We start from the raw sequence: 20725 nt of genomic DNA, 5'->3' as shown, positions 1-20725 counted from the left end.
CGGCGGGACGGACGACGGGGTGACTACGCAGCTCCGGCCGGGGCGGAACCGGTCGCGAGCCGGTCCCCGATGGCTCGCAGCCCTGCGAGGTCATGGACATCTCCGGGCAGCGCGGCCACCGCGGTCACGGCCACCTCGGGATGCAGCGCGGTGAAGCGGTCGCGTGTGCGCTGTTCGCGCGCGACCACCTGCATCCGTTCGGCATGCAGACGCAGCAGGCCTGCCGTCAGCTGGTCGACGGTCACGGCGGCTGTCACGGGGTCCATTGCGGCGTCGGCACCGGCGTCCGCGATGTCGGCGGGGTCCTGCTCCGAGGCGTGCTCGGACGGTTCGGGGGTGGCGGCTCCTGCGGGGTCCGGGGTCCGTGCGGAACCGGCCGCGGGGGATTCGGCGGGCTCACGAAGTCCAGCCTTCCCGGCCCCCTGATCCACAATGCCGTCGGCCTCAAGATTTTCTGCGGCGGCCAGCGCGTGCTCGGCGGAGAGCCGGGCGGCGTCGCTGCCGTGGACCCGGTTGAGCACCAGACCTGCCAGCGGCATGTCCTCCGCGGCCAGCCGTTCCACGAAGTACGCCGCTTCGCGGAGCGCGTCCCGCTCCGGTGTCGCGACGACGAGGAACGCAGTGCCGGGGGCCTGGAGGAGCTTGTACGTGGCGTCGGCGCGGGTGCGGAACCCGCCGAACATGGTGTCCATCGCGGCGACGAAGGTCTGCACGTCCCGCAGGAACTGGCCGCCGAGCAGCTTGCCCAGCGTCCCCGTCATCATCGACATGCCCACGTTGAGGAACTTCATTCCGGCCCGGCCGCCCATTTTCGCCGGGGCCATCAGCAGCTTGATGAACTTCCCGTCCAGGAACGAGCCCAGCCGCTTCGGCGCGTCCAGGAAGTCCAGCGCGGACCGCGACGGCGGGGTGTCGACGATGATCAGGTCCCACTCGTCGCGCGCCCGGAGCTGACCGAGCTTCTCCATCGCCATGTACTCCTGCGTGCCCGCGAAACCGGCCGACAGGGACTGGTAGAAGGGGTTCTCCAGGATCGCCCGGGCCCGCTCCCCGTCCGCGTGCGCCTCGACGATCTCGTCGAAGGTCCGCTTCATGTCGAGCATCATGGCGTGCAGTTCGCCGGCGCCCTGAGCCCCCACGCCCTTCACCCGGCGGGGGATGTTGTCCAGGGAGTCGATTCCCATGGACTGGGCGAGTCTGCGCGCCGGGTCGATGGTGAGGACGACGACCTTGCGGCCGCGCTCGGCCGCGCGCACGCCGAGGGCCGCCGCGGTCGTCGTCTTGCCGACGCCGCCGGAGCCGCAGCACACGATGATCCGGATGCCGGGGTCGTCGAGCAGGGCGTCGGTCTCCAGGGCGGGAGCGGCGTCCGGTTCCGTTTCCGGCTCCGTACCCGCCCCGGTGCTCGCTTCCCCGCCCGTGCTCGCTTCCGTGCCCGATGTCATGAACCCACCCCTTGTTCCCCCGCCCCTTCGCCCACGCCCTGCTTGCGCAGCTCCACCGCCAGCTCGTACAGCCCTGCCGGGTCCACGCCCTCGCCGATCAGCGGGAGTTCGTACCCCGGCAGCCCGAGTCCCGCCAGCACGGCCCGCTGCTCGCGCTCCAGCTCGACCCGCTGGGCGTGCTCGGCCGCCTGCTCGACCAGGGGGCGTACGAGCCCCGCGGAGCCGGTCACACCGGCCCGGGTGAGCGTTTTGGCGATCTCCTTGCGCCGCCCGCCCGCGGCGGTGCGCAGCGCGTCCTCGTCCAGCAGGTGCGGACGCACCATGTTCACGATGACCCGGCCCACCGGGAGTTCGGCGGCCCGCAGCTCCGCGATTCCGTCGGCGGTCTCCTGGACCGGCATCTCCTCCAGGAGGGTCACCAGGTGCACGGCCGTCCCGGGAGACTTCAGCACCCTCATCACGGCCTGGGCCTGATTGTGTATCGGGCCGATCCGGGCCAGCCCCGCCACCTCGTCGTTCACGTTGAGGAAGCGGGTGATGCGGCCGGTCGGAGGGGCGTCCATGATCACGTAGTCGTAGACGAACCGATTCCGCTTGTCCTTGCGCCGTACCGCCTCGCACGCCTTGCCCGTCAGCAGGACGTCCCGGACACCGGGCGCGATGGTGGTGGCGAAGTCGATGGCGCCGAGTTTCTTCAGCGCCCGGCCCGCGCTGCCGAGCTTGTAGAACATCTGGAGGTAGTCGAGGAGGGCGCGCTCGGCGTCGATCGCGAGCGCGTACACCTCGCCGCCGCCGGGCGCGACGGCGATCTTGCGCTCCTCGTAGGGGAGGGAGTCCGCCTCGAAGAGCTGGGCGATGCCCTGCCTGCCCTCGACCTCGACCAGAAGGGTGCGTTTGCCCTCGGTCGCGAGGGCGAGCGCGAGGGCGGCGGCGACCGTGGTCTTACCGGTACCGCCCTTGCCGCTGACGACCTGGAACCTGCTCACGTATTCGAGCCTAACCAGTCGCGCCGCAGGCTACGCACGAGGCTGCGCATGGCAGCGATCGCACAGGCATTACAGTCGGGCCATGACCAAGTGGGAATACGCGACCGTGCCCCTTCTCGTGCACGCGACCAAGCAGATTCTGGACACCTGGGGCGAGGACGGCTGGGAGCTGGTCCAGGTCGTTCCCGGCCCGAACAACCCCGAGCAGCTCGTGGCCTACCTGAAGCGGGAGAAGCAGTAGTGGCGGGCGCCGTCGAGGCGAAGCTCGCCGAACTGGGCCTCGCCCTGCCGGACGTCGTGCCGCCGCTCGCCTCGTACCAGCCCGCCGTGCAGTCCGGGGTGTACGTGTACACCTCCGGCCAGCTGCCGATGGTGGACGGCAAGCTCGCCGTCACCGGCAAGGTCGGCGCGGAGGTCACGCCCGACGAGGCGAAGGAGCTGGCGAAGACCTGCGCGCTCAACGCGCTGGCCGCCGTGAAGTCGGTCGCGGGCGACCTGGACCGGATCGCCCGTGTCGTGAAGGTCGTCGGCTTCGTCGCCTCGGCCGCGGACTTCACGGGCCAGCCCGCGGTGATCAACGGCGCGAGCGAACTGCTCGGCGCGGTGCTCGGCGACAAGGGCGTGCACGCCCGCAGCGCCGTCGGCGTCGCGGTGCTGCCGCTGGACGCACCCGTCGAGGTCGAGGTCCAGGTCGAGCTGACCGGAGCCTGAGCAGTGTCCCGGCCGGCGTTCCGACGCCGGCCGGCCAGGATCCCGTCCGGTCGTGACGACCGGGCGGGATCATCTGTGTACGGGCCATGTACGGATCTTCGCGGCCCTCGAACATCGTCGCGGTTCCGGATAGCCTCCGGCCATGTCCAATGGTCAGTGGTACCCACCGGAATGGCCCGACCGGATCCGGGCCCTCGCCGCAGGCGAACTGACGGCGGCGGCCCCCAGGCGCGCCGCCACCGTGATGCTGCTCCGGGACGCCGCCGAGGGTACCGGGGGCGGGCCCGCGGTCCACATGCTGCGCCGGCGCACCTCGATGGCCTTTGCCGGAGGGGCGTACGCCTATCCGGGTGGCGGGGTCGACCCGCGCGACGACGACCGGCTCGTCCGCTGGGCCGGACCCGCGCTGGAGAGCTGGGCGTCGCGGCTCGGCGTCCGGACGCCCGCCGAGGCCCAGGCGATCGTCTGCGCCGCCGTCCGCGAGACGTACGAGGAGGCGGGCGTCCTGCTCGCGGGCCCGACCGCGGGCACGGTCGTCACGGACACCACGGGCGAGGACTGGGAGGCCGACCGCGAGGCGCTCGTGGCGAGGGAGCTGTCCTTCGCGGAGTTCCTCGACCGGCGGGGGCTGGTGCTGCGCTCGGACCTGCTCGGCGCGTGGGCGCGCTGGATCACCCCGGAGTTCGAACCGCGCCGCTACGACACCTGGTTCTTCGTCGCCGCGCTCCCGGCCGGCCAGCGCACCCGCAACGCGTCCACGGAGGCCGACCGCACGGTGTGGATCGGCCCGGGCGAGGCGGCCGACGAATACGACCGGGGTGAGTTGCTGATGATGCCGCCGACGGTTTCCACGCTGCGTGCGCTCAGGCCGTACGCCACCGCCGCGCAGGCGCTGGAGGCGGCATCGGACCAGGACCTCACCCCCGTGCTCGCACAGGCCCGCCTGGAGGGCGAGGAGCTGGTGCTGAGCTGGCCGGGGCACGAGGAGTTCACCAAGCACATCCCGGCGGGCGGTCCGGGCGGCAGGGACGGCGGGGCGGCATGAGCGACGCGGCGGCCCTGCCCGGACAACCGCGCGGCGGGGTGCTGTCCGGCCCCGCCACGACCCGTACGGTCAACGTCCTCGCGCCCAACGCGTCGGCGATGACGCTGGACGGCACCAACACCTGGATCGTGGCCGAGCCGGACTCGGACCTCGCGGTGGTCATCGACCCGGGCCCGCTGGACGAAGCCCATCTGCGGGCGGTCATCGACACCGCCGGGCAGGCGGGCCGCCGGATCGCGCTCACCCTCCTCACCCACGGCCATCCCGATCACGCGGAGGGCGCGGCGAGGTTCGCCGAGCTGACCCGGACGAAGGTGCGGGCCCTGGACCCGGAGTTCCGCCTCGGCGACGAGGGCCTGGGCACGGGGGACGTGATCACGACCGGTGGGCTGGAGATGTACGTGGTGCCGACCCCGGGCCACACGGGCGACTCGCTGTCCTTCCATCTGCCCGCCGACGCGGCGGTGCTGACGGGGGACACGATCCTCGGACGCGGAACGACCCTGGTGGCGCACCCGGACGGGCGGCTGGGGGACTACCTCGACTCGCTGCGCCGGCTGCGCTCGCTGACGGTGGACGACGGCGTCCACACGGTGCTGCCGGGTCACGGCCCGGTGCTGGACGACGCCCAGGGCGCGGTCGAGTTCTACCTGGCGCACCGCGCGCACCGGCTGGCCCAGGTGGAGACGGCCGTGGAGGCCGGATACCTGACGTCGTCCCAGGTGGTGGCGCATGTGTACGCGGACGTGGACCGGTCCCTGTGGCCCGCGGCGGAGCTGTCGGTGCGGGCGCAGCTCGAGTACCTGCGGGAGCACGGACTGATCTGACGGGCTTTCTCCCAAACGGACGCGAGGGCCCCGCCGGTACCGGCGGGGCCCTCGGGCGTTTCGTCCGTCAGGCGTTGCGTACGACGAGGGTCAGCGGGACCGCTTGGCGAGCCGCTCCACGTCCAGCAGGATCACCGCACGGGCCTCCAGCCGCAGCCAGCCGCGGCCGGCGAAGTCGGCGAGGGCCTTGTTGACGGTCTCGCGGGAAGCACCGACCAGCTGGGCCAGCTCCTCCTGCGTCAGGTCGTGCACGACGTGGATGCCTTCCTCCGACTGGACGCCGAAGCGGCGTGACAGGTCGAGGAGGGCGCGGGCGACACGGCCCGGCACGTCGGAGAAGACCAGGTCGGACATCTGGTCGTTGGTCTTGCGCAGGCGTCGGGCGACGGCGCGCAGCAGGGCCGTGGCCACCTCGGGGCGCACGTTCAGCCAGGGCTGGAGGTCGCCGTGGCCGAGGCCGAGGAGCTTGACCTCGGTCAGCGCGGTCGCGGTGGCGGTGCGCGGGCCCGGGTCGAAGAGCGACAGCTCGCCGATCAGCTCACCGGGACCGAGGACGGCCAGCATGTTCTCCCGCCCGTCGGGGGACGTGCGGTGGAGCTTCACCTTGCCCTCGGTGACCACGTAGAGGCGGTCTCCGGGGTCACCCTCGTGGAACAGCGCGTCGCCGCGCGCGAGGGTCACCTCACTCATCGAGGCGCGGAGCTCCGCGGCCTGCTCGTCATCGAGCGCCGCGAAAAGCGGGGCGCGCCGCAGAACGTCGTCCACGAGTTCTCTCCTTGTCGGCCTGTTCAGGGAACCGTGGTCCCCATCATGCCGGACGGTAAAACAGTGCGATCAATCACAAACCAGTTTGACGCACGCGCGTGCCGGAGCGGACGGCAGGGGGCCGATTGGGGGCGGATCTCCCGTGAACGCGGCGGTTGCGGCCGGCGGCCACTGGACCGGCCGGGTGACCGGAGCGCCGGTGGGAGTGCAGGTCGCGGGGGTCGACGGGGTGCCGATGCGTGGCGGTTCCGCTGTGGGCGAACACGCCGCTAGGGGGTGGGTAAATATGACAAATGCCTCGGCGGGGTGTGAGGGCGAGCCGTCGGCTTCCGGGGTGCCGGCGGTCCGGGGGGTGCCGGTGCGGGGTGGGCCGCCTTGCGATCGCAGGTAGCCCCGCAAAGGGGTGCGTTACCCCTGGCGGGTATAGGGCATCTGGTTGACTACTTACCCCCGGGGGGTATGTAATCCGTTGAGTCGCCCCGCGTCTCTCGCTCCCGAACCGCTGAGGAGTCCGCCATGAACACCGCCCTGAAGATCACCGCCTTCGCCGCCGGTCTCGCGACCGTCTTCGGCACCTCGTACGGCCTCGGCCACGTCACCGGCTCCACGTCCACGAAGCCCTCCACCGCGGCGCACGCGGGGCACGGGTCCGCTGCGGAGCCTTCGGATCCGGGTGGCGGCGGGGCGTCGGCCGACGCGGGCCGGCTCCCCGGCGGCCTGCAGATCTCCGAGCGCGGCTACACGCTCAGCCTCGGCGACCCGTACGTCACCGCCGGCGCCCCCATCGACCTGCGCTTCCGCATCCTCGGCGCGGACGGGAAGCCGGTCACGGCCTACCGCCCGGCGCACGGCAAGGAGTTGCACCTCATCGTCGCCCCGCGCGACCTGTCCAGCTTCCAGCACCTGCACCCCACCCGTGCCGCCGACGGCACCTGGCGCGCCTCCGCGGACCTGCCCGCAGCCGGTGAGTACCGCGTCTTCGCCGACTTCACCCCGGCCGGCGCCTCGCAAGGCCTCACCCTCGGCGCCGACCTGCACGCCGCGGGCGACCTGCGGCCCGTGCCACCGGCCAGGACGGGGCGCACCGTCACCGTCGACGGCTACCGCGTCACCCTGACCGGCGACCTCACCCCCGGCCGGTCCACACGGCTCAGCCTCGCCGTCGCCAAGGACGGCAGGCCCGTCACCGATCTCCAGCCCTACCTCGGTGCGTACGGCCATCTCGTCGCCCTGCGCGTCGGCGACCTCGCCTATCTGCACGTCCACCCGGACGGCGAGCCGGGTGATGCCGGCACGGCGCCCGGCCCGGACATCACCTTCACCACCACCGCGCCGAGCCGGGGCGGCTACCGACTCTTCCTGGACTTCCGGCACGAGGGTGTCGTCCGCACCGCCGCCTTCACGGTGAACGCCACCGAGGGCCCGGCGGACTCGGCCACGCCGTCCCCGTCGGCCTCTGCTTCCGCCTCCGCTTCCGCAGGGCACGAGGGCGAACACCGGCACTGAGGCCCGGGGACCGCGGTTACCGCGCCGGACGAGGGGTACACGCCGACATCGTGACCGCCTCATGAACCGGCCGCGGGGGTTCGTCGCTTCGGCGTAGCCTTCGTGCATGGCAGAGAGCAAGGTCCGTAAGGCCGCGGTACCGGCGGTGAAGGCGGCTGCGAAGCCGTGGAAACCGGAGTCCCGCCTGGCGATGGTGAGGCGGGCACGGAAGATCAACCGCGTCCTTGCGGAGACGTACCCGTACGCCCATCCGGAACTCGACTTCGAGAACCCGTTCGAGCTGTTGGTGGCCACCGTGCTGTCGGCGCAGACGACGGACCTGCGGGTGAACCAGACGACGCCGGCGCTCTTCGCGAAGTATCCGACTCCGGAGGACATGGCGATGGCCGTCCCGGAGGAAATGGAAGAGATCATCCGGCCGACCGGTTTCTTCCGGGCCAAGACCAAGTCGCTCATAGGTCTCTCCGTCGCTCTCCGGGACCGTTTCGGCGGCGAGGTGCCGGGTCGCCTGGCGGATCTCGTGACGCTGCCCGGAGTCGGCCGCAAGACCGCCAACGTCGTCCTCGGCAACGCCTTCGGCGTTCCGGGGATCACGGTCGACACGCACTTCGGCCGGCTGGTCCGCCGCTGGAAGTGGACCGAGCAGGAGGAGCCGGAGAAGGTCGAGGAGGAGATCGCGGCGATCTTTCCCAAGAGCGAGTGGACGATGCTGTCGCACCGCGTCATCTTCCACGGACGCCGCGTCTGCCACTCCCGCCGGCCCGCCTGCGGCGCCTGCCCGGTCGCCCCGCTCTGTCCCTCGTACGGGGAGGGCGAAACGGACCCGGAGAAGGCCCGGAAGCTGCTGAAGTACGAGATGGGAGGTCAGCCGGGCCAGCGGCTGAAGCCGCCGTCGGACTATCCCGGCAGGCCCGCCCCCACCCTGGGCGCCGGCTGAGACGGCGGGCCGCGCCGGAACGAAATGCCTGACGCCGGGCGTTGTGGAACGAGGGGTGCCTATGAAGACGCATGAACACAGCACGGACGCGGACACCGCCGCCGCTGAGAACGCCGCCGCACAAGGCCGGAGCGGTGCGGCGGCCGCACGCGGCGACCGGGACGCCGCCGCGGACACGGCAGGCGACGCCGCCGCGATCGACGTCACGACCGAGGGGCTGCCCAGCTGGCTGGAGCCCGTCGCCCGAGCCGCGCGGACCGTCGAACCGCAGCAGCTCAGCCGCTTTCTGCCGCCCGCGAGCGGTGCGGGGCGGCAGTCCGCCGTGCTCGTCCTGTTCGGCGAGGGCGCACGCGGGCCGGAGCTGCTCCTGATGGAGCGCGCCGGAAGCCTGCGCTCCCATCCGGGCCAGCCCTCCTTCCCCGGCGGCTCCCTGGACCCGGCCGACGGCGACCAGGCGACGACGGGACCGCTCCGGGCCGCGCTGCGCGAGGCCGAGGAGGAGACCGGCCTCGATCCGCGCGGCGTGCAGATCTTCGGTGTGCTGCCGCGGCTCTACATCCCCGTGAGCGGCTTCGTGGTCACGCCCGTCCTCGGCTGGTGGCGTTCGCCCAGCCCGGTCGGGGTCGTCGACCCCGCCGAGACCGCCCGGGTCTTCACGGTTCCCGTGGCGGATCTCACGGATCCGGCCAACCGGGTGACGACGCGCCACCCCAGCGGCCACCGGGGCCCGGCATTTCTGGTCGAATCCGCACTCGTGTGGGGGTTCACGGCCGGGGTGATCGACCGGATTCTGCACTTCGCGGGCTGGGAGCGCCCCTGGGACAAGGCCAAGCAGGTGCCGCTCGACTGGCGCGCATGACAGGCTGGCTCCCGTGCTCCGCCGCCGGGCGTTTCCCGGCCACGGGAGACGTGCGGGCCCGGTGACGAATCTGCGAGGCAATAGACGGTGAACGTGCTGGACATCCTGCTGCTGGCCGGCGCCGTGTGGTTCGCGGTCATCGGTTACCGCCAGGGGTTCGTCGTCGGCATTCTGTCGGTGATCGGGTTCCTGGGCGGCGGTCTCATCGCCGTCTATCTGCTCCCCATCCTGTGGGACCAGGTGACGGACGGTTCCGAGGTCTCGTCGACCGCGGCCATCGTCGCCGTCGTCATCGTGATCGTGTGCGCCTCGGTGGGGCAGGCCTTCACCACCCACCTGGGTAACAAACTCCGCCGGTACATCACGTGGTCGCCCGCGCGCGCCCTCGACGCGACCGGCGGCTCGCTCGTCAACGTCGTCGCGATGCTGCTGGTGGCCTGGCTGATCGGCTCCGCACTGGCGGGAACGTCGCTGCCGACGCTGGGCAAGGAGGTCCGCAACTCCTCCGTCCTGCTCGGCGTCTCCCGCGTGATGCCGCCCCAGGCCTCCACGTGGTTCACGGACTTCTCCTCGGTGCTCGCGCAGAACGGCTTCCCGCAGGTCTTCAGCCCGTTCGCGAACGAACCGATCACCGAGGTGAGGGCCCCCGACCCGGCCCTGGCCGGCAGCCCCGTCGCGGCCCGCGCCCAGCAGTCGATCGTCAAGGTCGTCGGTACGGCCCCGAGCTGCGGCAAGGTCCTCGAGGGCACGGGGTTCATCTTCTCGGACCGCCGGGTGATGACCAACGCGCACGTCGTCGGCGGCGTCGACGAGCCGACCGTGCAGATCGGCGGCCAGGGACGGCTGTACGACGCGAAGGTCGTGCTCTACGACTGGCGGCGCGACATCGCCGTACTGGACGTGCCTGATCTGGACGCGAAGCCGCTGCAGTTCACGGACACCGACCACGACGCCTCGACCGGGAACAGCGCGATCGTCGCGGGGTTCCCGGAGAACGGCTCGTACGACGTACGCTCCGCGCGCGTCCGGGCCCGCATCGACGCGAACGGGCCCGACATCTACCACCGCGGCACCGTCCAGCGCGATGTCTACTCACTCTTCACGACGGTCCGTCAGGGGAACTCCGGCGGCCCGCTCCTGACACCCGACGGGAAGGTGTACGGAGTCGTCTTCGCCAAATCGCTCGACGACCCCGACACCGGTTACGCCCTGACGGCCGACGAGATCCGCGAGGACATCACGCGGGGCCGTACCGCCAACCAGCAGGTCGACAGTCAGGGGTGCGCGCTCTAGCAGGAGGGTGCGAACCCGGGCGGCCTGCCGGCGGAGCCGGTTCTCGTGGGCCGCGGGTCACCCGCGCGGGTGACGCAGCCGCGCGGAGACCCAGCGGGCCCGGCGGCGCAGGATGTGCGGAATGCCGAGCCGGGGATCATGCAGTATGTGCATAGCGTGCACCCGGCCCTGGAGGCCGCCCCCCTCATGAGTGCCCGGTACCGCCGTGGCGGTCGAGCGACGATTGCGTGCTGCGTCACCGAAGTCGTGCGTCCAGCCCATACCTCGACGTCTGCCCCTGACGCATGGTCGGTAACCGCCCATCCGCCAGCCAATCGGCCTATGCGGCAGGCAAGTGGCTGTTCGACGGACGGGTGTGCGCGTGGGCTACCGGTCGGGCTCGGGATCCTTGAGCCAGTTGATGAGTTCGGCCGAGAACCCGTCCGGATCCTCCTCGTGGGGGAAGTGACCCAGACCGTCGAAAAGTCGCCAACGGTAGGGCGCCTCGACGTATTCGCCGGACCCTGCCGAGCTGCGGGTGCGGACCGCCGGATCGAGCGAACCGTGCAGGTGCAGCGTCGGCACCCGCACCGGCCGCTTCATGCGGCGGTTGAACTGGATGCCGTCCGGACGCGCCAGGGAGCGCACCATCCAGCGGTAGGGCTCGATCGAGCAGTGCGCGGTCGACGGGATGGACATGGCCCGCCGGTAGGCGTCCACCGCAGCGTCGTCCGGGAAATCCGCCGTGCCCGGCCCCGCCCACTCGTGGATCAGCCGCCCCACCAACGCCGCGTCGTCCGCGACGAGCTGACGCTCCGGCACCCACGGCCGCTGGAATCCCCAGATGTAGGAGCCCGCACGTGACTGCGCGAAGTCGGAGAGCATCGAGGAGCGCCACCGGCGCGGATGCGGCATCGAGGAGACCACCAGCCGGCGCACGAGCTTGGGCCGCATCACCGCGGCCGTCCAGGCGAGGTAACCGCCCATGTCGTGGCCGACCAGCGCGGCGTCCGGTTCGCCCAAGGAGCGGATGACGCCCGTGATGTCGAGCGCCAGGTTGGCGGGGTCGTAACCGCGGGGCGTCCGGTCGCTGCCGCCCACCCCGCGCAGGTCCATCGCCACGGCCCGGAAGCCCGCCTCGGCGAGTGCCGGGAGCTGATGGCGCCAGGTCCACCAGAACTGCGGAAAGCCGTGCAGGAGCAGGACCAGCGGCCCTTCACCCATTTCAGCGATATGGAAGCGGGCGCCGTTGGCCGCGACGTCCCGGTGGGTCCAGGGGCCGTCGATGCGTACGGGACCGCCGGCCGCGGCCGCGGGGCCCGCCGGGCCACCGGGAGCCGGGGCGGCCGGGGCGGAATGCGGGCCTGCCGGGCCGGCGGGCCTGTCGTGGCCCGCCCTGTCCTCCGGGCCCACAGGGCGGGGTGCGCTGGAATCGGGGACCGTCATGTGGACGAGCGTGCCACAGCAGACGCCTTGTCCTGGACCGGACGGTTCTCGATGGCCTTGTCCGCACGTGTGCTGCCGCCCGCCGGCAGGATCGCGTCCGCGCCGACGCTCGCACGCGGGTGCGGCTTGACGCCCTGCAGGACGGCGGCGGTCTGCTTGGCCGAGGCGATGGACTTCTCCGGCGGCTTGACCTTCTTGAACTTGGCGTAGCCGAAGAGCGCGAGCAGGATCCCGAGCAGGATGAACGCACCGCCCACGATCAGGAACGACCAGGCGAGTCCCAGCCCCAGGTTGTGGATTCCGTACGCCGCCGCGAAGCTCAGCACCGGGATCGCGAACAGAATCAGCACGCCCGTGACGATGAACGCCACGCTGCCGACGACGCCGCGCTTGGCGTCCTGTCGCACCTCCGCCTTGGCCAGGGCGATCTCGTCGTGCACCAGCGCCGACAGTTCGGCCGTCGCCGAGGCGACCAGCTGGCCGAGACTGCGGTCGGCGCTGCCCGCGTAATTGCCGGGGTCGCTCATCCCTGACTCCCTCTCCTGTTCAACACATCCGATGTCAGATCATGCCGGACTGTCCGGCTTGTTGCTCGCTGCCCCCGCCAGTTGGGCAAGGCGGCGGTGCTCGGCCGCCTTCTTCTCATAGAGCGCGGCCATCCGCAGGTGGTACTCCGGATCGTCCTGTTCGTAGATGTCCGGAACCCCGGACGCGTCCTCGTCGAGTTCCTCGGCGTCGTACAGCGCCCGGTATCTGCGTACCCGTAGTTTGAGCAGTACACCGGAGAGTACGGCGGCAATCAGGGAACCGAGGAGAACCGATGCCTTGATCTCGTTGATCATGTCGTCGTCGCCGGTGAAGGCGAGCTCCCCGATCAGCAGCGAGACGGTGAAACCGATGCCGGCGAGCGAGGCGACCGCGAAGACGTCGGCCCAGGCCAGGTCCTTGTTCAGCTCCGCCTTGGTGAACCGGGTGGCCAGCCACGTACCGCCGAAGATGCCGATCGTCTTGCCGACGACGAGTCCGAGGACGACGCCGAGCGCTTCCGGCCGGGTGAACACGCCGGCCAGCGCGCCGCCGGAGAGGGAGACTCCGGCGGAGAAGAGCGCGAACAGCGGTACGGCGAATCCGGCCGACAGCGGCCGGACCAGGTGCTCGATGCGCTCGCCGGGGGAGCGGTCCTCGCCCTCGCGCCGGGTGCAGCGGAGCATCAGTCCCATGGCGACGCCGGCGATGGTGGCGTGGACGCCGCTGTTGTACATCAGCCCCCAGATGACCAGGGCGAGCGGGACGTAGACGTACCAGCCGCGGACGCCGAAGCGCAGCAGCAGGTAGAAGACCGCCAGGCCGGCGAAGGCGCCTGCGAGCGCGACGAAATCGATGGTGTCGGTGAAGAAGACCGCGATGATCAGGATGGCGAAGAGGTCGTCGACGACGGCGAGCGTCAGGAGGAAGGCGCGGAGCGCGGCCGGCAGTGAGGTGCCGATGACGGCGAGGACGGCGAGCGCGAAGGCGATGTCGGTGGCCGTGGGGACGGCCCAGCCGCTGGTGGAACCGTCACCGACCACGTTCGCCAGCGTGTAGACCAGCGCCGGCACCGCCATGCCGCACAGCGCGGCGACGACCGGCAGCGCGGCCGCCTTGGGGTCGCGCAGTTCTCCCGCGACGAGTTCGCGCTTGAGCTCCACCCCCGCCACGAAGAAGAAGACCGCCAGCAGCCCGTCGGCCGCCCAGTGCTCCACGGAGAGATGGAGGCCGAGTGCCTCGGGCCCGAAGTGGAAGTCGCTGACGGCCGAGTAGCTCGATCCGAAGGCGTTCGCCCAGACGAGCGCGGCCACGGCGGCGACCAGCAGGATGACTCCGCCGACGGTCTCCGTGCGCAGGGCCTCGGTGAGGTAGTTGCGCTCGGGGAGCGACAGGCGTCCCAGGAAGGTGCGACGAGGCGAAGGGGGCGCGGGGGTGGGCGTGGCCACGGGGGGAGACCTCCGGGTCGGGACGGCGGCGATGGCATGGCTGATGCACTTGCCGACCAGACTTCCCGGCACACCCTGGGGAGATTTCTTATCGTTTTATTGATCAGCTGCCACTGTACCCGGGGCGTTGGGGGCGTGCGGGGCCGTGACCGGTGATCGTCACCCTAAACGCCCGAAGGGCATCCGGCGCGGTGCCGGATGCCCTTCGGGGCGTGTGCGGTCTCCCGGGGGCGCGGGAACCGGGGTCTCAGTCCTCGGACGAGGACTGCGGCAGCTGGGTCTGGATCAGGTCCATGACCGAGGAGTCGGTCAGGGTCGTGACGTCTCCCAGGGCGCGGTTCTCCGCCACGTCACGCAGCAGGCGCCGCATGATCTTGCCGGACCGGGTCTTGGGCAGTTCGGCGACCGGCATGATCCGCTTCGGCTTGGCGATCGGGCCGAGGGTGGTGCCGACGTGGTTGCGCAGCTCCGCGACCAGCTCGTCGGAGGTGGTCGCCGTACCCCGGAGGATCACGAACGCGACGATGGCCTGACCGGTCGTCTCGTCCGCGGCGCCGACCACGGCGGCCTCGGCGACCGAGGGGTGCGACACGAGTGCCGACTCGACCTCGGTGGTCGAGATGTTGTGCCCGGACACCAGCATCACGTCGTCGACGCGGCCGAGCAGCCAGATGTCGCCGTCCTCGTCCTTCTTGGCGCCGTCGCCCGCGAAGTACTTGCCCTCGAAGCGCGACCAGTAGGTGTCGAGGAAGCGCTGGTCGTCGCGCCAGATGGTGCGCAGCATCGACGGCCACGGCTCGGTGAGCACGAGGTAGCCGCCTCCGCCGTCCGGCACCTCACGCGCCTCGTCGTCGACGACGGTGGCACTGATGCCCGGCAGGGCACGCTGGGCGCTCCCCGGCTTGGTCTCCGTGACACCGGGCAGCGGCGAGATCATCATCGCGCCCGTCTCGGTCTGCCACCAGGTGTCCACGATCGGGCACTTGTCGGCGCCGATGTGCTTGCGGTACCACATCCACGCCTCGGGGTTGATCGGCTCGCCGACCGAGCCCAGGACCCGGAGACTGCTCAGGTCGAACTTGGCGGGGATGTCGTCACCCCACTTCATGAACGTACGGATCGCGGTCGGCGCGGTGTAGAGGATCGTGACGCCGTACTTCTGGACGATCTCCCAGAAACGCCCCTGGTGCGGCGTGTCGGGCGTGCCCTCGTACATGACCTGCGTCGCGCCGTTCGCCAGCGGGCCGTAGACGATGTACGAGTGGCCGGTCACCCAGCCGATGTCGGCGGTGCACCAGTAGACGTCGGTTTCCGGCTTGAGGTCGAAGACCGCGTGGTGCGTGTACGCCGCCTGCGTGAGGTATCCGCCGGACGTGTGCAGGATGCCCTTGGGCTTCCCGGTGGTGCCGGACGTGTACAGGATGAAGAGGGGCTGCTCCGCCTCGAACGCCTCCGGGGTGTGCTCGGTCGACTGACGCGCGGTGATCTCGTGCCACCAGACGTCGCGTCCCTCGGTCCACGCGGTGTCCTGGCCCGTACGCCGGACGACGAGGACGTGTTCGACGCTCTCGATACGGGAGACGGCGTCGTCGACCGCGGGCTTGAGCGCGGAGGGCTTGCCCCTGCGGTAGCCGCCGTCGGAGGTGATGACGACCTTCGCGTCCGCGTCCTGGATGCGTGCGGCGATGGCGTCGGCGGAGAAGCCGCCGAAGACGACCGAGTGCGCGGCGCCGATGCGGGCGCAGGCCAGCATCGCGACGGCGGCCTCGGGGATCATCGGCAGGTAGACGGCCACCCGGTCACCCTTGCCGACACCCAGCTCGGTGAGGGCGTTGGCGGCGCGGGAGACCTCGTCCTTCAGCTCCGCGTAGGTGATGGCACGACTGTCGCCCGGCTCGCCCTCGAAGTGGATGGCCACCCGGTCGCCGTTGCCCGCCTCGACGTGACGGTCCACGCAGTTGTACGCGACATTGAGCTCGCCGTCCGCGAACCACTTCGCGAAAGGCGGGTTGCTCCAGTCGAGCGTCTCGGTCGGCTCGGTGGCCCAGGTCAGACGGCGCGCCTGCTCGGCCCAGAAGCCCAGCCGGTCCGCCTTGGCCTGCTCGTACGCCTCCGCTGTGACGTTGGCGTTCGCGGCCAGATCGGCAGGCGGTGCGAACCGCCGCTCCTCACGAAGCAGATTGGCCAAGCTTTCGTTGCTCACGACATCTCCCAGTCCCAGGGTGTCCGTTGTGTCCCGGGGCATAGCTCATCAGGCCGGGGGCCGGGTGACAAGTGTCTGCCGGGAATTGGTTTAGACCTGTGTCTTCGTGTATGAGGCCGGTCCCGCTTCCGCGGCGGGGCGATGGTGCGTGGTGCCGGTGTACGGAAGGGATGCTGTGCGGAAGCGGGACCACAAGGTCTCACGGACCCGGGGGGTATGCGGTTCAGGCGCCGCTGTGTGCCAACGCCGCCGGGTCACCTGGCCGGGGCGATTCGGCCGGGCGGGCCGGATCTTCCAGGCCCGCCGGGAGAGAGGGCGGGGACGGGTGGGCCGGGCTGATCGCGTCGAACACCTCGTCGAGACCGTCGCCGGCACTCGTGCCCTCGGTCAGCAGATACGACTGCGCCTCGCCGACGTGGAAGTACATGCCATGGAGCTGCAGGGTGCCTTCGGCCAGGCGCCGCGCCACCGACGCGTGGGCCCGCAGGTGGTCCAACTGCTGGACGACGTTGGTGAGGCAGAGCTGCTCCACCGCATCGGCGGGCATCCGGCCGGAGATCCGCGCCCACGGCCGCTCGCGCGCCGCCATGCGCTCCAGGCTGGGTCCCCCGTGCCGGAGCCAGCGCCAGAGAGCCGTCTCCGGCCCCTCCGGCCTGTCGCCGAGCAACGCGTTCATCGCACCGCAGCCGGAATGCCCGCAGACGGTGATGGACTCGACCCCCAGCACGTCCACCGCGTACTCGATGGCCGCACCTACCGAGTGGTCGCCGGTCTCGGAGTCGGGGGGCGGCACGAGGTTGCCGATATTGCGGACGGTGAAGAGGTCGCCCGGACCACTCGCCGTGATCATGCTCGTGACCAGCCGCGAGTCCGCACAGGTGATGAACAGCTGAGAGGGGTGCTGTCCCTCCTCGGCCAGTCTCGCCAGTTCCTCCCGGACCAGTGGCGCCGTGTTGCGCTGGAACGAGCTGAGGCCACTGACCAGCCGTTGACTCCCCGTCGGGACGGGCCGTGCGGACCGATGGTCGGGTGCGAACCGGTCCGGGTGATCCGGTGCGGGTCGCGGCGCGTCGCCCTCTCCGTGGGCGAATGCTTCCGGGGCGGGGAAGGCGCCGGGGCGTGTCCCGTCGGAGTCCGGGGCGGGGTCGTCCGGACGGGCGGGGTCATCCGGACGCGCGTGGCGGTCGGGATGTGCCTGTGGGGGAGCTGGTTCCGGTGTGCCGTCGGCGGGGTGGACGGGAATGGCGGCGGCCGTCGGCAGAGGCGCAGTCGCCGGCGCCGTCGGCCGGTCGTGACAGTGGTGATTGCGCCAGGGGGTCCATGGACGGCAGCAGGAGTGTGCCGCGGAGGCGGGCTCGGCGATTCTGCCGCCGGACCTGCCGGTGAAGGCGACCCGGCCGCCATGGGCTGCGTGCGCATTGCTCCAGTCATGGATCAGTTCGTATGCCGCGTGATCCATGAAGAAGCCGTCCAACTCCACGACGATGTCGGCGTCGTGAGGCAACTGGCCCAGGGCCCTGCTGAGACGGGGCACGGCGAGGAACGTCAACTGGCCACGTACGACGACCAGGTGCTGTCCGGCGTGCTCGGACACGCTGATCCGGGTCCGGGCCAGCCGGTGCAGGGCGACGGCCACCGCCACGGCGATCCCGATCACCACACCCTTGAGCACTCCGAAGAGCAGCACACCGGTGATCGTCGCGCCGTAGACGAGGAACTCCCGATGCCTGTGCACCTTGCGGATATGGGCGAAGTTCACCATCTGGATCCCGACCACCATGACGAGAGCGCCGAGGGCGGCCAGCGGGATCCACTCCAGCGCGGTGACCAGAAGACCGGTGGCGAGCAGGACCCAGATGCCGTGCAGCACCGTGGACGCGCGCCCGGTCGCTCCGGCCCGTACGTTCGCCGAACTGCGCACCGCGCCACCTGACACCGCCAGGCCGCCGAGCAGGCCGGAGACGGCGTTGGCGATCCCCTGGGCACGCAGCTCCCGGTCGAGGTCGGAGCGTTTGAGCGGGGGCGCGGCTGCGGCGGAGACCGCTCCGGAAGCCTCCAGGGCGGGTCCGTCCGAACGGCTTGCCTGGCCTTCGACGGCGGGTGCGGCCGAGCGCACGCGGCTTCGGTCCGCAGTCAGCTTGTCCACCGCGACGGCGGCTAGCAGGGATTCCAGACTGGCCACCAGCATCATCGCGAAAACAGCCGTGGCAAGACCGAGCACCGGCCCCTGAGGCATTTCCGGCAGTGCGTGCGAGCGCCAGGAGGGCAAATCGACCCGGGCGACCGAGGGGGCCGCCAGCGCGGCCACCGCGGTGGCCAGGGACACCGAGGCCAGGGCCGCGGGGACTCGTCGCATGATGCGCCCGGCCCGCCCCGGAAGCCTCGGCCAGAGGATCAGGACGGCGATGGTGAGGCCGCCGATCAACGGCGCTGCGGGCCCCACCCGTTGCAACTGGGCCGGCAGATGAAGGGCGTTGGAGACGGCCGAGCTCTCCGGTGAACCGCCCAGCACGATGTGCAGTTGGGCCAGTGCGATGGCTACGCCAATGCCGGCGAGCGTGCCGTGGACGATGGCGGGGCTGACGGCCAAGGCGCTGCGCGCGGCGCGCAGAGAGCCCAGCACGATCTGCAGAAGACCCGCACCGATGGTGATCGCGCAGGTGGTGCGCCAGCCGTACATCTGGATGAACTCGGCGGTCACCACCGTCAGTCCGGCGGACGGGCCGGAGACCTGCAGGGGAGTGCCGCCGAGCAGTCCGGCGACGATGCCGCCGACTGCGGCGGAGATGAGGCCCGCTTCCAGCGGAGCGTCCATGGCGACGGCGAGGCCGAGCGACATGGGGACGGCGAGCAGGAAGACGGTGATCGATGCGGACAGGTCGGCGCCCGCGATGCGGAATCGTCCGCCGCGGGGCGGCGGTGGCGGGCTGTGCGGTCGCTTGACTCCCGAGGATCGGGGAGGGCGCGAACTGCGGGATGAGTGGTCATGGCGAGTGGGGACGCAGGCAGACATGTTTCCCGTCTCCTCCGGGGCAGCGCGGTCGCGGAACGTGGGACGCGGCCGTGGGTCACGGCGTGCAGCGGCGGGATATCTCAACTCTCGGTAAACAGATCGTAATGGAGAGTAAAGGGCGGTGTCCAGGATTAGGGGCAAATGGGCCGTTGAGGCACCCGTTCCAGTGAATAAGCAGCTTTTCATGCGGCCTGTCGCTCGGATTTGTGTGCGGGCCGTGCGACTTTGGCCGCGCCGTGGGGGCGGGCGGCACCTCAGCGGAAGCTACCTGCAAGGAAGAGGGTGGGCGGATGATGGCCGCCACGAAGAGGGTTGCCCTGGCTGTCCTGGCCGCCGCGCTGGTCGCGGGAGCGGCCGGCTGCTCCGGGTCGGGTTCCGGCCCGGACGGCTCCGGCCCCGGAGCCGCGAACGGCGCCGCAGGGGCGAAGAAGAAGGCGCCGGAAGCGGCCCCCAAGAGCGCGATCCGCCTCATCGGCGACGGTTCGACCGCCTTCACGGGCGCCCAGCCGAAGCAGCCGGCCGTGCACCGCTTGGGCTCCGGTCAGAAGCCGCCGCAGTTCGTCGTGTTCTCCTGGGACGGGGCGGGGGAGGACAGTCAGAAGCTGTTCTCCCACTTCCGGGAGGTGGGCAAGAAGTACCACGCGAACATGACGTACTTCCTGAGTGGCGTGTACCTGCTGCCGGAGGCGAAGCGCAAGCTCTACGACCCGCCCAAGCACAACGTGGGCAGCTCCGACATCGGCTTCAACGACACCAAGGGCATCAGGGACACCCTGACGCAGGTGCGTGGTGCCTGGCTGGACGGCAACGAGATCGGCACCCACTTCAACGGCCACTTCTGCGGCAATGACGGCGGCGTCGGCACCTGGTCGGTCGATGAGTGGAAGAGCGAGATCCAGCAGGCCAAGTCGTTCGTGAAGGGCTGGAAGAGCAACGACCCCGACCTCAAGGGCGAGAAGTCGCTGCCGTTCGACTACGACAAGGAACTCGTCGGCGGCCGGACTCCCTGCCTGGAGGGGCAGAAGAACATGGTCTCGGCCGCGCGGTCGATGGGATTCCGTTACGACTCCAGCGGAGTCAACGACCAGGTCTGGCCTAAGAAGAAGGGCGGCATCTGGGACCTTTCGATGCAGCTCGTACCGGTGCCGGGGCGTGCATTCGAGACGCTCTCCATGGACTACAACTTCATGTTCAACCAGTCCGGCACGACCAAGGGCGATCCGGACCAGCACGAGTACTGGGGCAACCAGATGCGGGACGGTCTGCTCCAGGCCTTCGACCGGGCGTACAGCGGGAACCGTGCGCCGCTGATCATCGGCAACCACTTCGAGTCCTGGAACGGCGGCACGTATATGCGTGCCATCGAGCAGACGATCAAGACGGTCTGCACCAAGGGGGGCGTGCGCTGTGTGTCCTTCAGGCAGCTTGCGGACTGGCTCGACGCACAGGAGCCGGCCATGCTCGCCAAGCTGGGCACGCTGAAGGTCGGCCAGGCGCCCAAGGCCGGTTGGGCCTCGTTCCTCGGCGGGGCCACGAGCCCGGGCAGGAGTGAGGACCAGGACCAGGGCCGGGCCGAGGCGAAGGCTCCTGCGGGGTCCGTGGGGAAGCCGGCCGCCCGCTAGATGCGCCGCCCCGCGGCGGCGCTGCCGCGAGCGAGGGGTGGCCGGCCCGCCGGCGCGGTGTGTTCAGGGATGTCCGGGGCGGCGTTCTCACCGGTCTGTCGGGGGCGGCGTTCGC

General features: G+C 70.9%; 18 protein-coding genes. 9 read left to right on the top strand and 9 right to left on the bottom strand.

The features are described 5' to 3' along the window. Positions 1 to 23: 23 nt before the first annotated feature. Both E6R60_RS12320 and E6R60_RS12315 read right to left on the bottom strand, forming a co-directional pair. Positions 24 to 1445 (bottom strand): ArsA family ATPase, encoded by a 1422-nt coding sequence (locus E6R60_RS12320; protein ID WP_136326539.1) that lies wholly within the window; start codon positions 1443 to 1445, stop codon positions 24 to 26. Continuing rightward, positions 1442 to 2431, bottom strand: coding sequence for an ArsA-related P-loop ATPase (locus E6R60_RS12315; protein ID WP_136326538.1), 990 nt, complete (start codon positions 2429 to 2431; stop codon positions 1442 to 1444). The genes E6R60_RS12320 and E6R60_RS12315 overlap by 4 nt, the downstream gene beginning before the upstream one ends. A gap of 82 nt (positions 2432 to 2513) precedes the next feature. On the opposite strand from E6R60_RS12315, the gene E6R60_RS12310 reads away from it, so the two are divergent. The 4 genes from E6R60_RS12310 to E6R60_RS12295 all read left to right on the top strand — a co-directional run bounded on the left by E6R60_RS12310 (position 2514) and on the right by E6R60_RS12295 (position 5014). Beyond that, on the top strand, positions 2514 to 2672 hold the full coding sequence (locus E6R60_RS12310; protein ID WP_003991873.1) for a DUF4177 domain-containing protein: 159 nt from the start codon (positions 2514 to 2516) through the stop codon (positions 2670 to 2672). Then, positions 2672 to 3142, top strand: a complete 471-nt coding sequence (locus E6R60_RS12305) for a RidA family protein (RefSeq protein ID WP_136326537.1) — start codon at positions 2672 to 2674, stop codon at positions 3140 to 3142. The genes E6R60_RS12310 and E6R60_RS12305 overlap by 1 nt, the downstream gene beginning before the upstream one ends. A gap of 142 nt (positions 3143 to 3284) precedes the next feature. After that, positions 3285 to 4187, top strand: coding sequence for an NUDIX hydrolase (locus E6R60_RS12300; protein ID WP_136326536.1), 903 nt, complete (start codon positions 3285 to 3287; stop codon positions 4185 to 4187). After that, positions 4184 to 5014: an MBL fold metallo-hydrolase gene (locus E6R60_RS12295; protein ID WP_136326535.1), complete on the top strand. Its 831-nt coding sequence runs from the start codon at positions 4184 to 4186 to the stop codon at positions 5012 to 5014. The genes E6R60_RS12300 and E6R60_RS12295 overlap by 4 nt, the downstream gene beginning before the upstream one ends. A 90-nt stretch (positions 5015 to 5104) precedes the next feature. Here E6R60_RS12295 and E6R60_RS12290 read toward each other — a convergent pair whose 3' ends face one another. Next, positions 5105 to 5779 carry a Crp/Fnr family transcriptional regulator gene (locus E6R60_RS12290; protein WP_123460131.1) on the bottom strand — a complete coding sequence of 225 codons (675 nt, stop codon included), beginning with the start codon at positions 5777 to 5779 and terminating at the stop codon, positions 5105 to 5107. Between the two features lie 516 nt (positions 5780 to 6295). Between E6R60_RS12290 and E6R60_RS12285 the strand changes: the two genes are divergently transcribed. The 4 genes from E6R60_RS12285 (at position 6296) to E6R60_RS12270 (ending at position 10374) form a co-directional block, all read left to right on the top strand. Next, positions 6296 to 7285, top strand: coding sequence for a hypothetical protein (locus tag E6R60_RS12285; protein WP_136326534.1), 990 nt, complete (start codon positions 6296 to 6298; stop codon positions 7283 to 7285). 106 nt (positions 7286 to 7391) lie between these two features. Continuing rightward, the gene (gene nth / locus E6R60_RS12280; RefSeq protein ID WP_136326533.1) at positions 7392 to 8222 is read left to right on the top strand and encodes an endonuclease III; all 831 of its coding nucleotides are present in this window, start codon (positions 7392 to 7394) and stop codon (positions 8220 to 8222) included. A 61-nt stretch (positions 8223 to 8283) separates the two neighbouring features. After that, positions 8284 to 9081 carry a CoA pyrophosphatase gene (locus E6R60_RS12275; RefSeq protein ID WP_240802521.1) on the top strand — a complete coding sequence of 266 codons (798 nt, stop codon included), beginning with the start codon at positions 8284 to 8286 and terminating at the stop codon, positions 9079 to 9081. 87 nt (positions 9082 to 9168) lie between these two features. Beyond that, a complete protein-coding gene (locus E6R60_RS12270) occupies positions 9169 to 10374 on the top strand; it encodes a MarP family serine protease (RefSeq protein WP_136326532.1) in 1206 nt (401 codons plus the stop codon). A gap of 57 nt (positions 10375 to 10431) precedes the next feature. On the opposite strand, the gene E6R60_RS12265 is transcribed toward E6R60_RS12270, so the two are convergent. The 6 genes from E6R60_RS12265 to E6R60_RS12240 all read right to left on the bottom strand — a co-directional run bounded on the left by E6R60_RS12265 (position 10432) and on the right by E6R60_RS12240 (position 18988). Continuing rightward, complete coding sequence (locus tag E6R60_RS12265; protein WP_136326531.1) at positions 10432 to 10635, bottom strand: hypothetical protein; 204 nt, start codon at positions 10633 to 10635, stop codon at positions 10432 to 10434. A gap of 105 nt (positions 10636 to 10740) precedes the next feature. After that, on the bottom strand, positions 10741 to 11799 hold the full coding sequence (locus tag E6R60_RS12260) for an alpha/beta hydrolase (protein WP_136326530.1): 1059 nt from the start codon (positions 11797 to 11799) through the stop codon (positions 10741 to 10743). Next, a complete protein-coding gene (locus E6R60_RS12255) occupies positions 11796 to 12326 on the bottom strand; it encodes a phage holin family protein (RefSeq protein WP_136326529.1) in 531 nt (176 codons plus the stop codon). The genes E6R60_RS12260 and E6R60_RS12255 overlap by 4 nt, the downstream gene beginning before the upstream one ends. A gap of 39 nt (positions 12327 to 12365) precedes the next feature. Continuing rightward, entirely contained in the window at positions 12366 to 13772 is a 1407-nt protein-coding gene (gene nhaA / locus E6R60_RS12250; protein ID WP_136326528.1) for a Na+/H+ antiporter NhaA, read from the bottom strand. Positions 13773 to 14019: 247 nt separating this feature from the next. Then, complete coding sequence (gene acs, locus E6R60_RS12245; protein ID WP_136326527.1) at positions 14020 to 16017, bottom strand: acetate--CoA ligase; 1998 nt, start codon at positions 16015 to 16017, stop codon at positions 14020 to 14022. A gap of 181 nt (positions 16018 to 16198) precedes the next feature. Further along, positions 16199 to 18988: a bifunctional SulP family inorganic anion transporter/carbonic anhydrase gene (locus E6R60_RS12240; RefSeq protein WP_136326526.1), complete on the bottom strand. Its 2790-nt coding sequence runs from the start codon at positions 18986 to 18988 to the stop codon at positions 16199 to 16201. A 290-nt stretch (positions 18989 to 19278) separates the two neighbouring features. Here E6R60_RS12240 and E6R60_RS12235 point away from each other — a divergent pair, with 290 nt between their 5' ends. After that, positions 19279 to 20610 (top strand): hypothetical protein, encoded by a 1332-nt coding sequence (locus E6R60_RS12235; RefSeq protein ID WP_136326525.1) that lies wholly within the window; start codon positions 19279 to 19281, stop codon positions 20608 to 20610. The last annotated feature ends 115 nt before the right edge of the window (positions 20611 to 20725 follow it).

Source organism: Streptomyces sp. A0642 (assembly GCF_004795105.1).
Lineage (GTDB): Bacteria > Actinomycetota > Actinomycetes > Streptomycetales > Streptomycetaceae > Streptomyces.
This window is presented reverse-complemented; position numbering and strand designations above follow the sequence as displayed.

Excerpts from the sequence above, each read along its gene's own strand:
- E6R60_RS12265 (WP_136326531.1), bottom strand. The coding sequence starts at position 10,635 with ATGGGCTGGACGCACGACTTCGGTGACGCAGCACGCAATCGTCGCTCG.
- E6R60_RS12285 (WP_136326534.1), top strand. The coding sequence starts at position 6,296 with ATGAACACCGCCCTGAAGATCACCGCCTTCGCCGCCGGTCTCGCGACC.
- nth (WP_136326533.1), top strand. The coding sequence starts at position 7,392 with ATGGCAGAGAGCAAGGTCCGTAAGGCCGCGGTACCGGCGGTGAAGGCG.
- E6R60_RS12310 (WP_003991873.1), top strand. The coding sequence starts at position 2,514 with ATGACCAAGTGGGAATACGCGACCGTGCCCCTTCTCGTGCACGCGACC.
- E6R60_RS12295 (WP_136326535.1), top strand. The coding sequence starts at position 4,184 with ATGAGCGACGCGGCGGCCCTGCCCGGACAACCGCGCGGCGGGGTGCTG.
- E6R60_RS12260 (WP_136326530.1), bottom strand. The coding sequence starts at position 11,799 with ATGACGGTCCCCGATTCCAGCGCACCCCGCCCTGTGGGCCCGGAGGAC.
- E6R60_RS12235 (WP_136326525.1), top strand. The coding sequence starts at position 19,279 with ATGATGGCCGCCACGAAGAGGGTTGCCCTGGCTGTCCTGGCCGCCGCG.
- acs (WP_136326527.1), bottom strand. The coding sequence starts at position 16,017 with ATGCCCCGGGACACAACGGACACCCTGGGACTGGGAGATGTCGTGAGC.
- E6R60_RS12300 (WP_136326536.1), top strand. The coding sequence starts at position 3,285 with ATGTCCAATGGTCAGTGGTACCCACCGGAATGGCCCGACCGGATCCGG.
- E6R60_RS12240 (WP_136326526.1), bottom strand. The coding sequence starts at position 18,988 with ATGTCTGCCTGCGTCCCCACTCGCCATGACCACTCATCCCGCAGTTCG.
- E6R60_RS12320 (WP_136326539.1), bottom strand. The coding sequence starts at position 1,445 with ATGACATCGGGCACGGAAGCGAGCACGGGCGGGGAAGCGAGCACCGGG.
- E6R60_RS12275 (WP_240802521.1), top strand. The coding sequence starts at position 8,284 with ATGAAGACGCATGAACACAGCACGGACGCGGACACCGCCGCCGCTGAG.
- E6R60_RS12255 (WP_136326529.1), bottom strand. The coding sequence starts at position 12,326 with ATGAGCGACCCCGGCAATTACGCGGGCAGCGCCGACCGCAGTCTCGGC.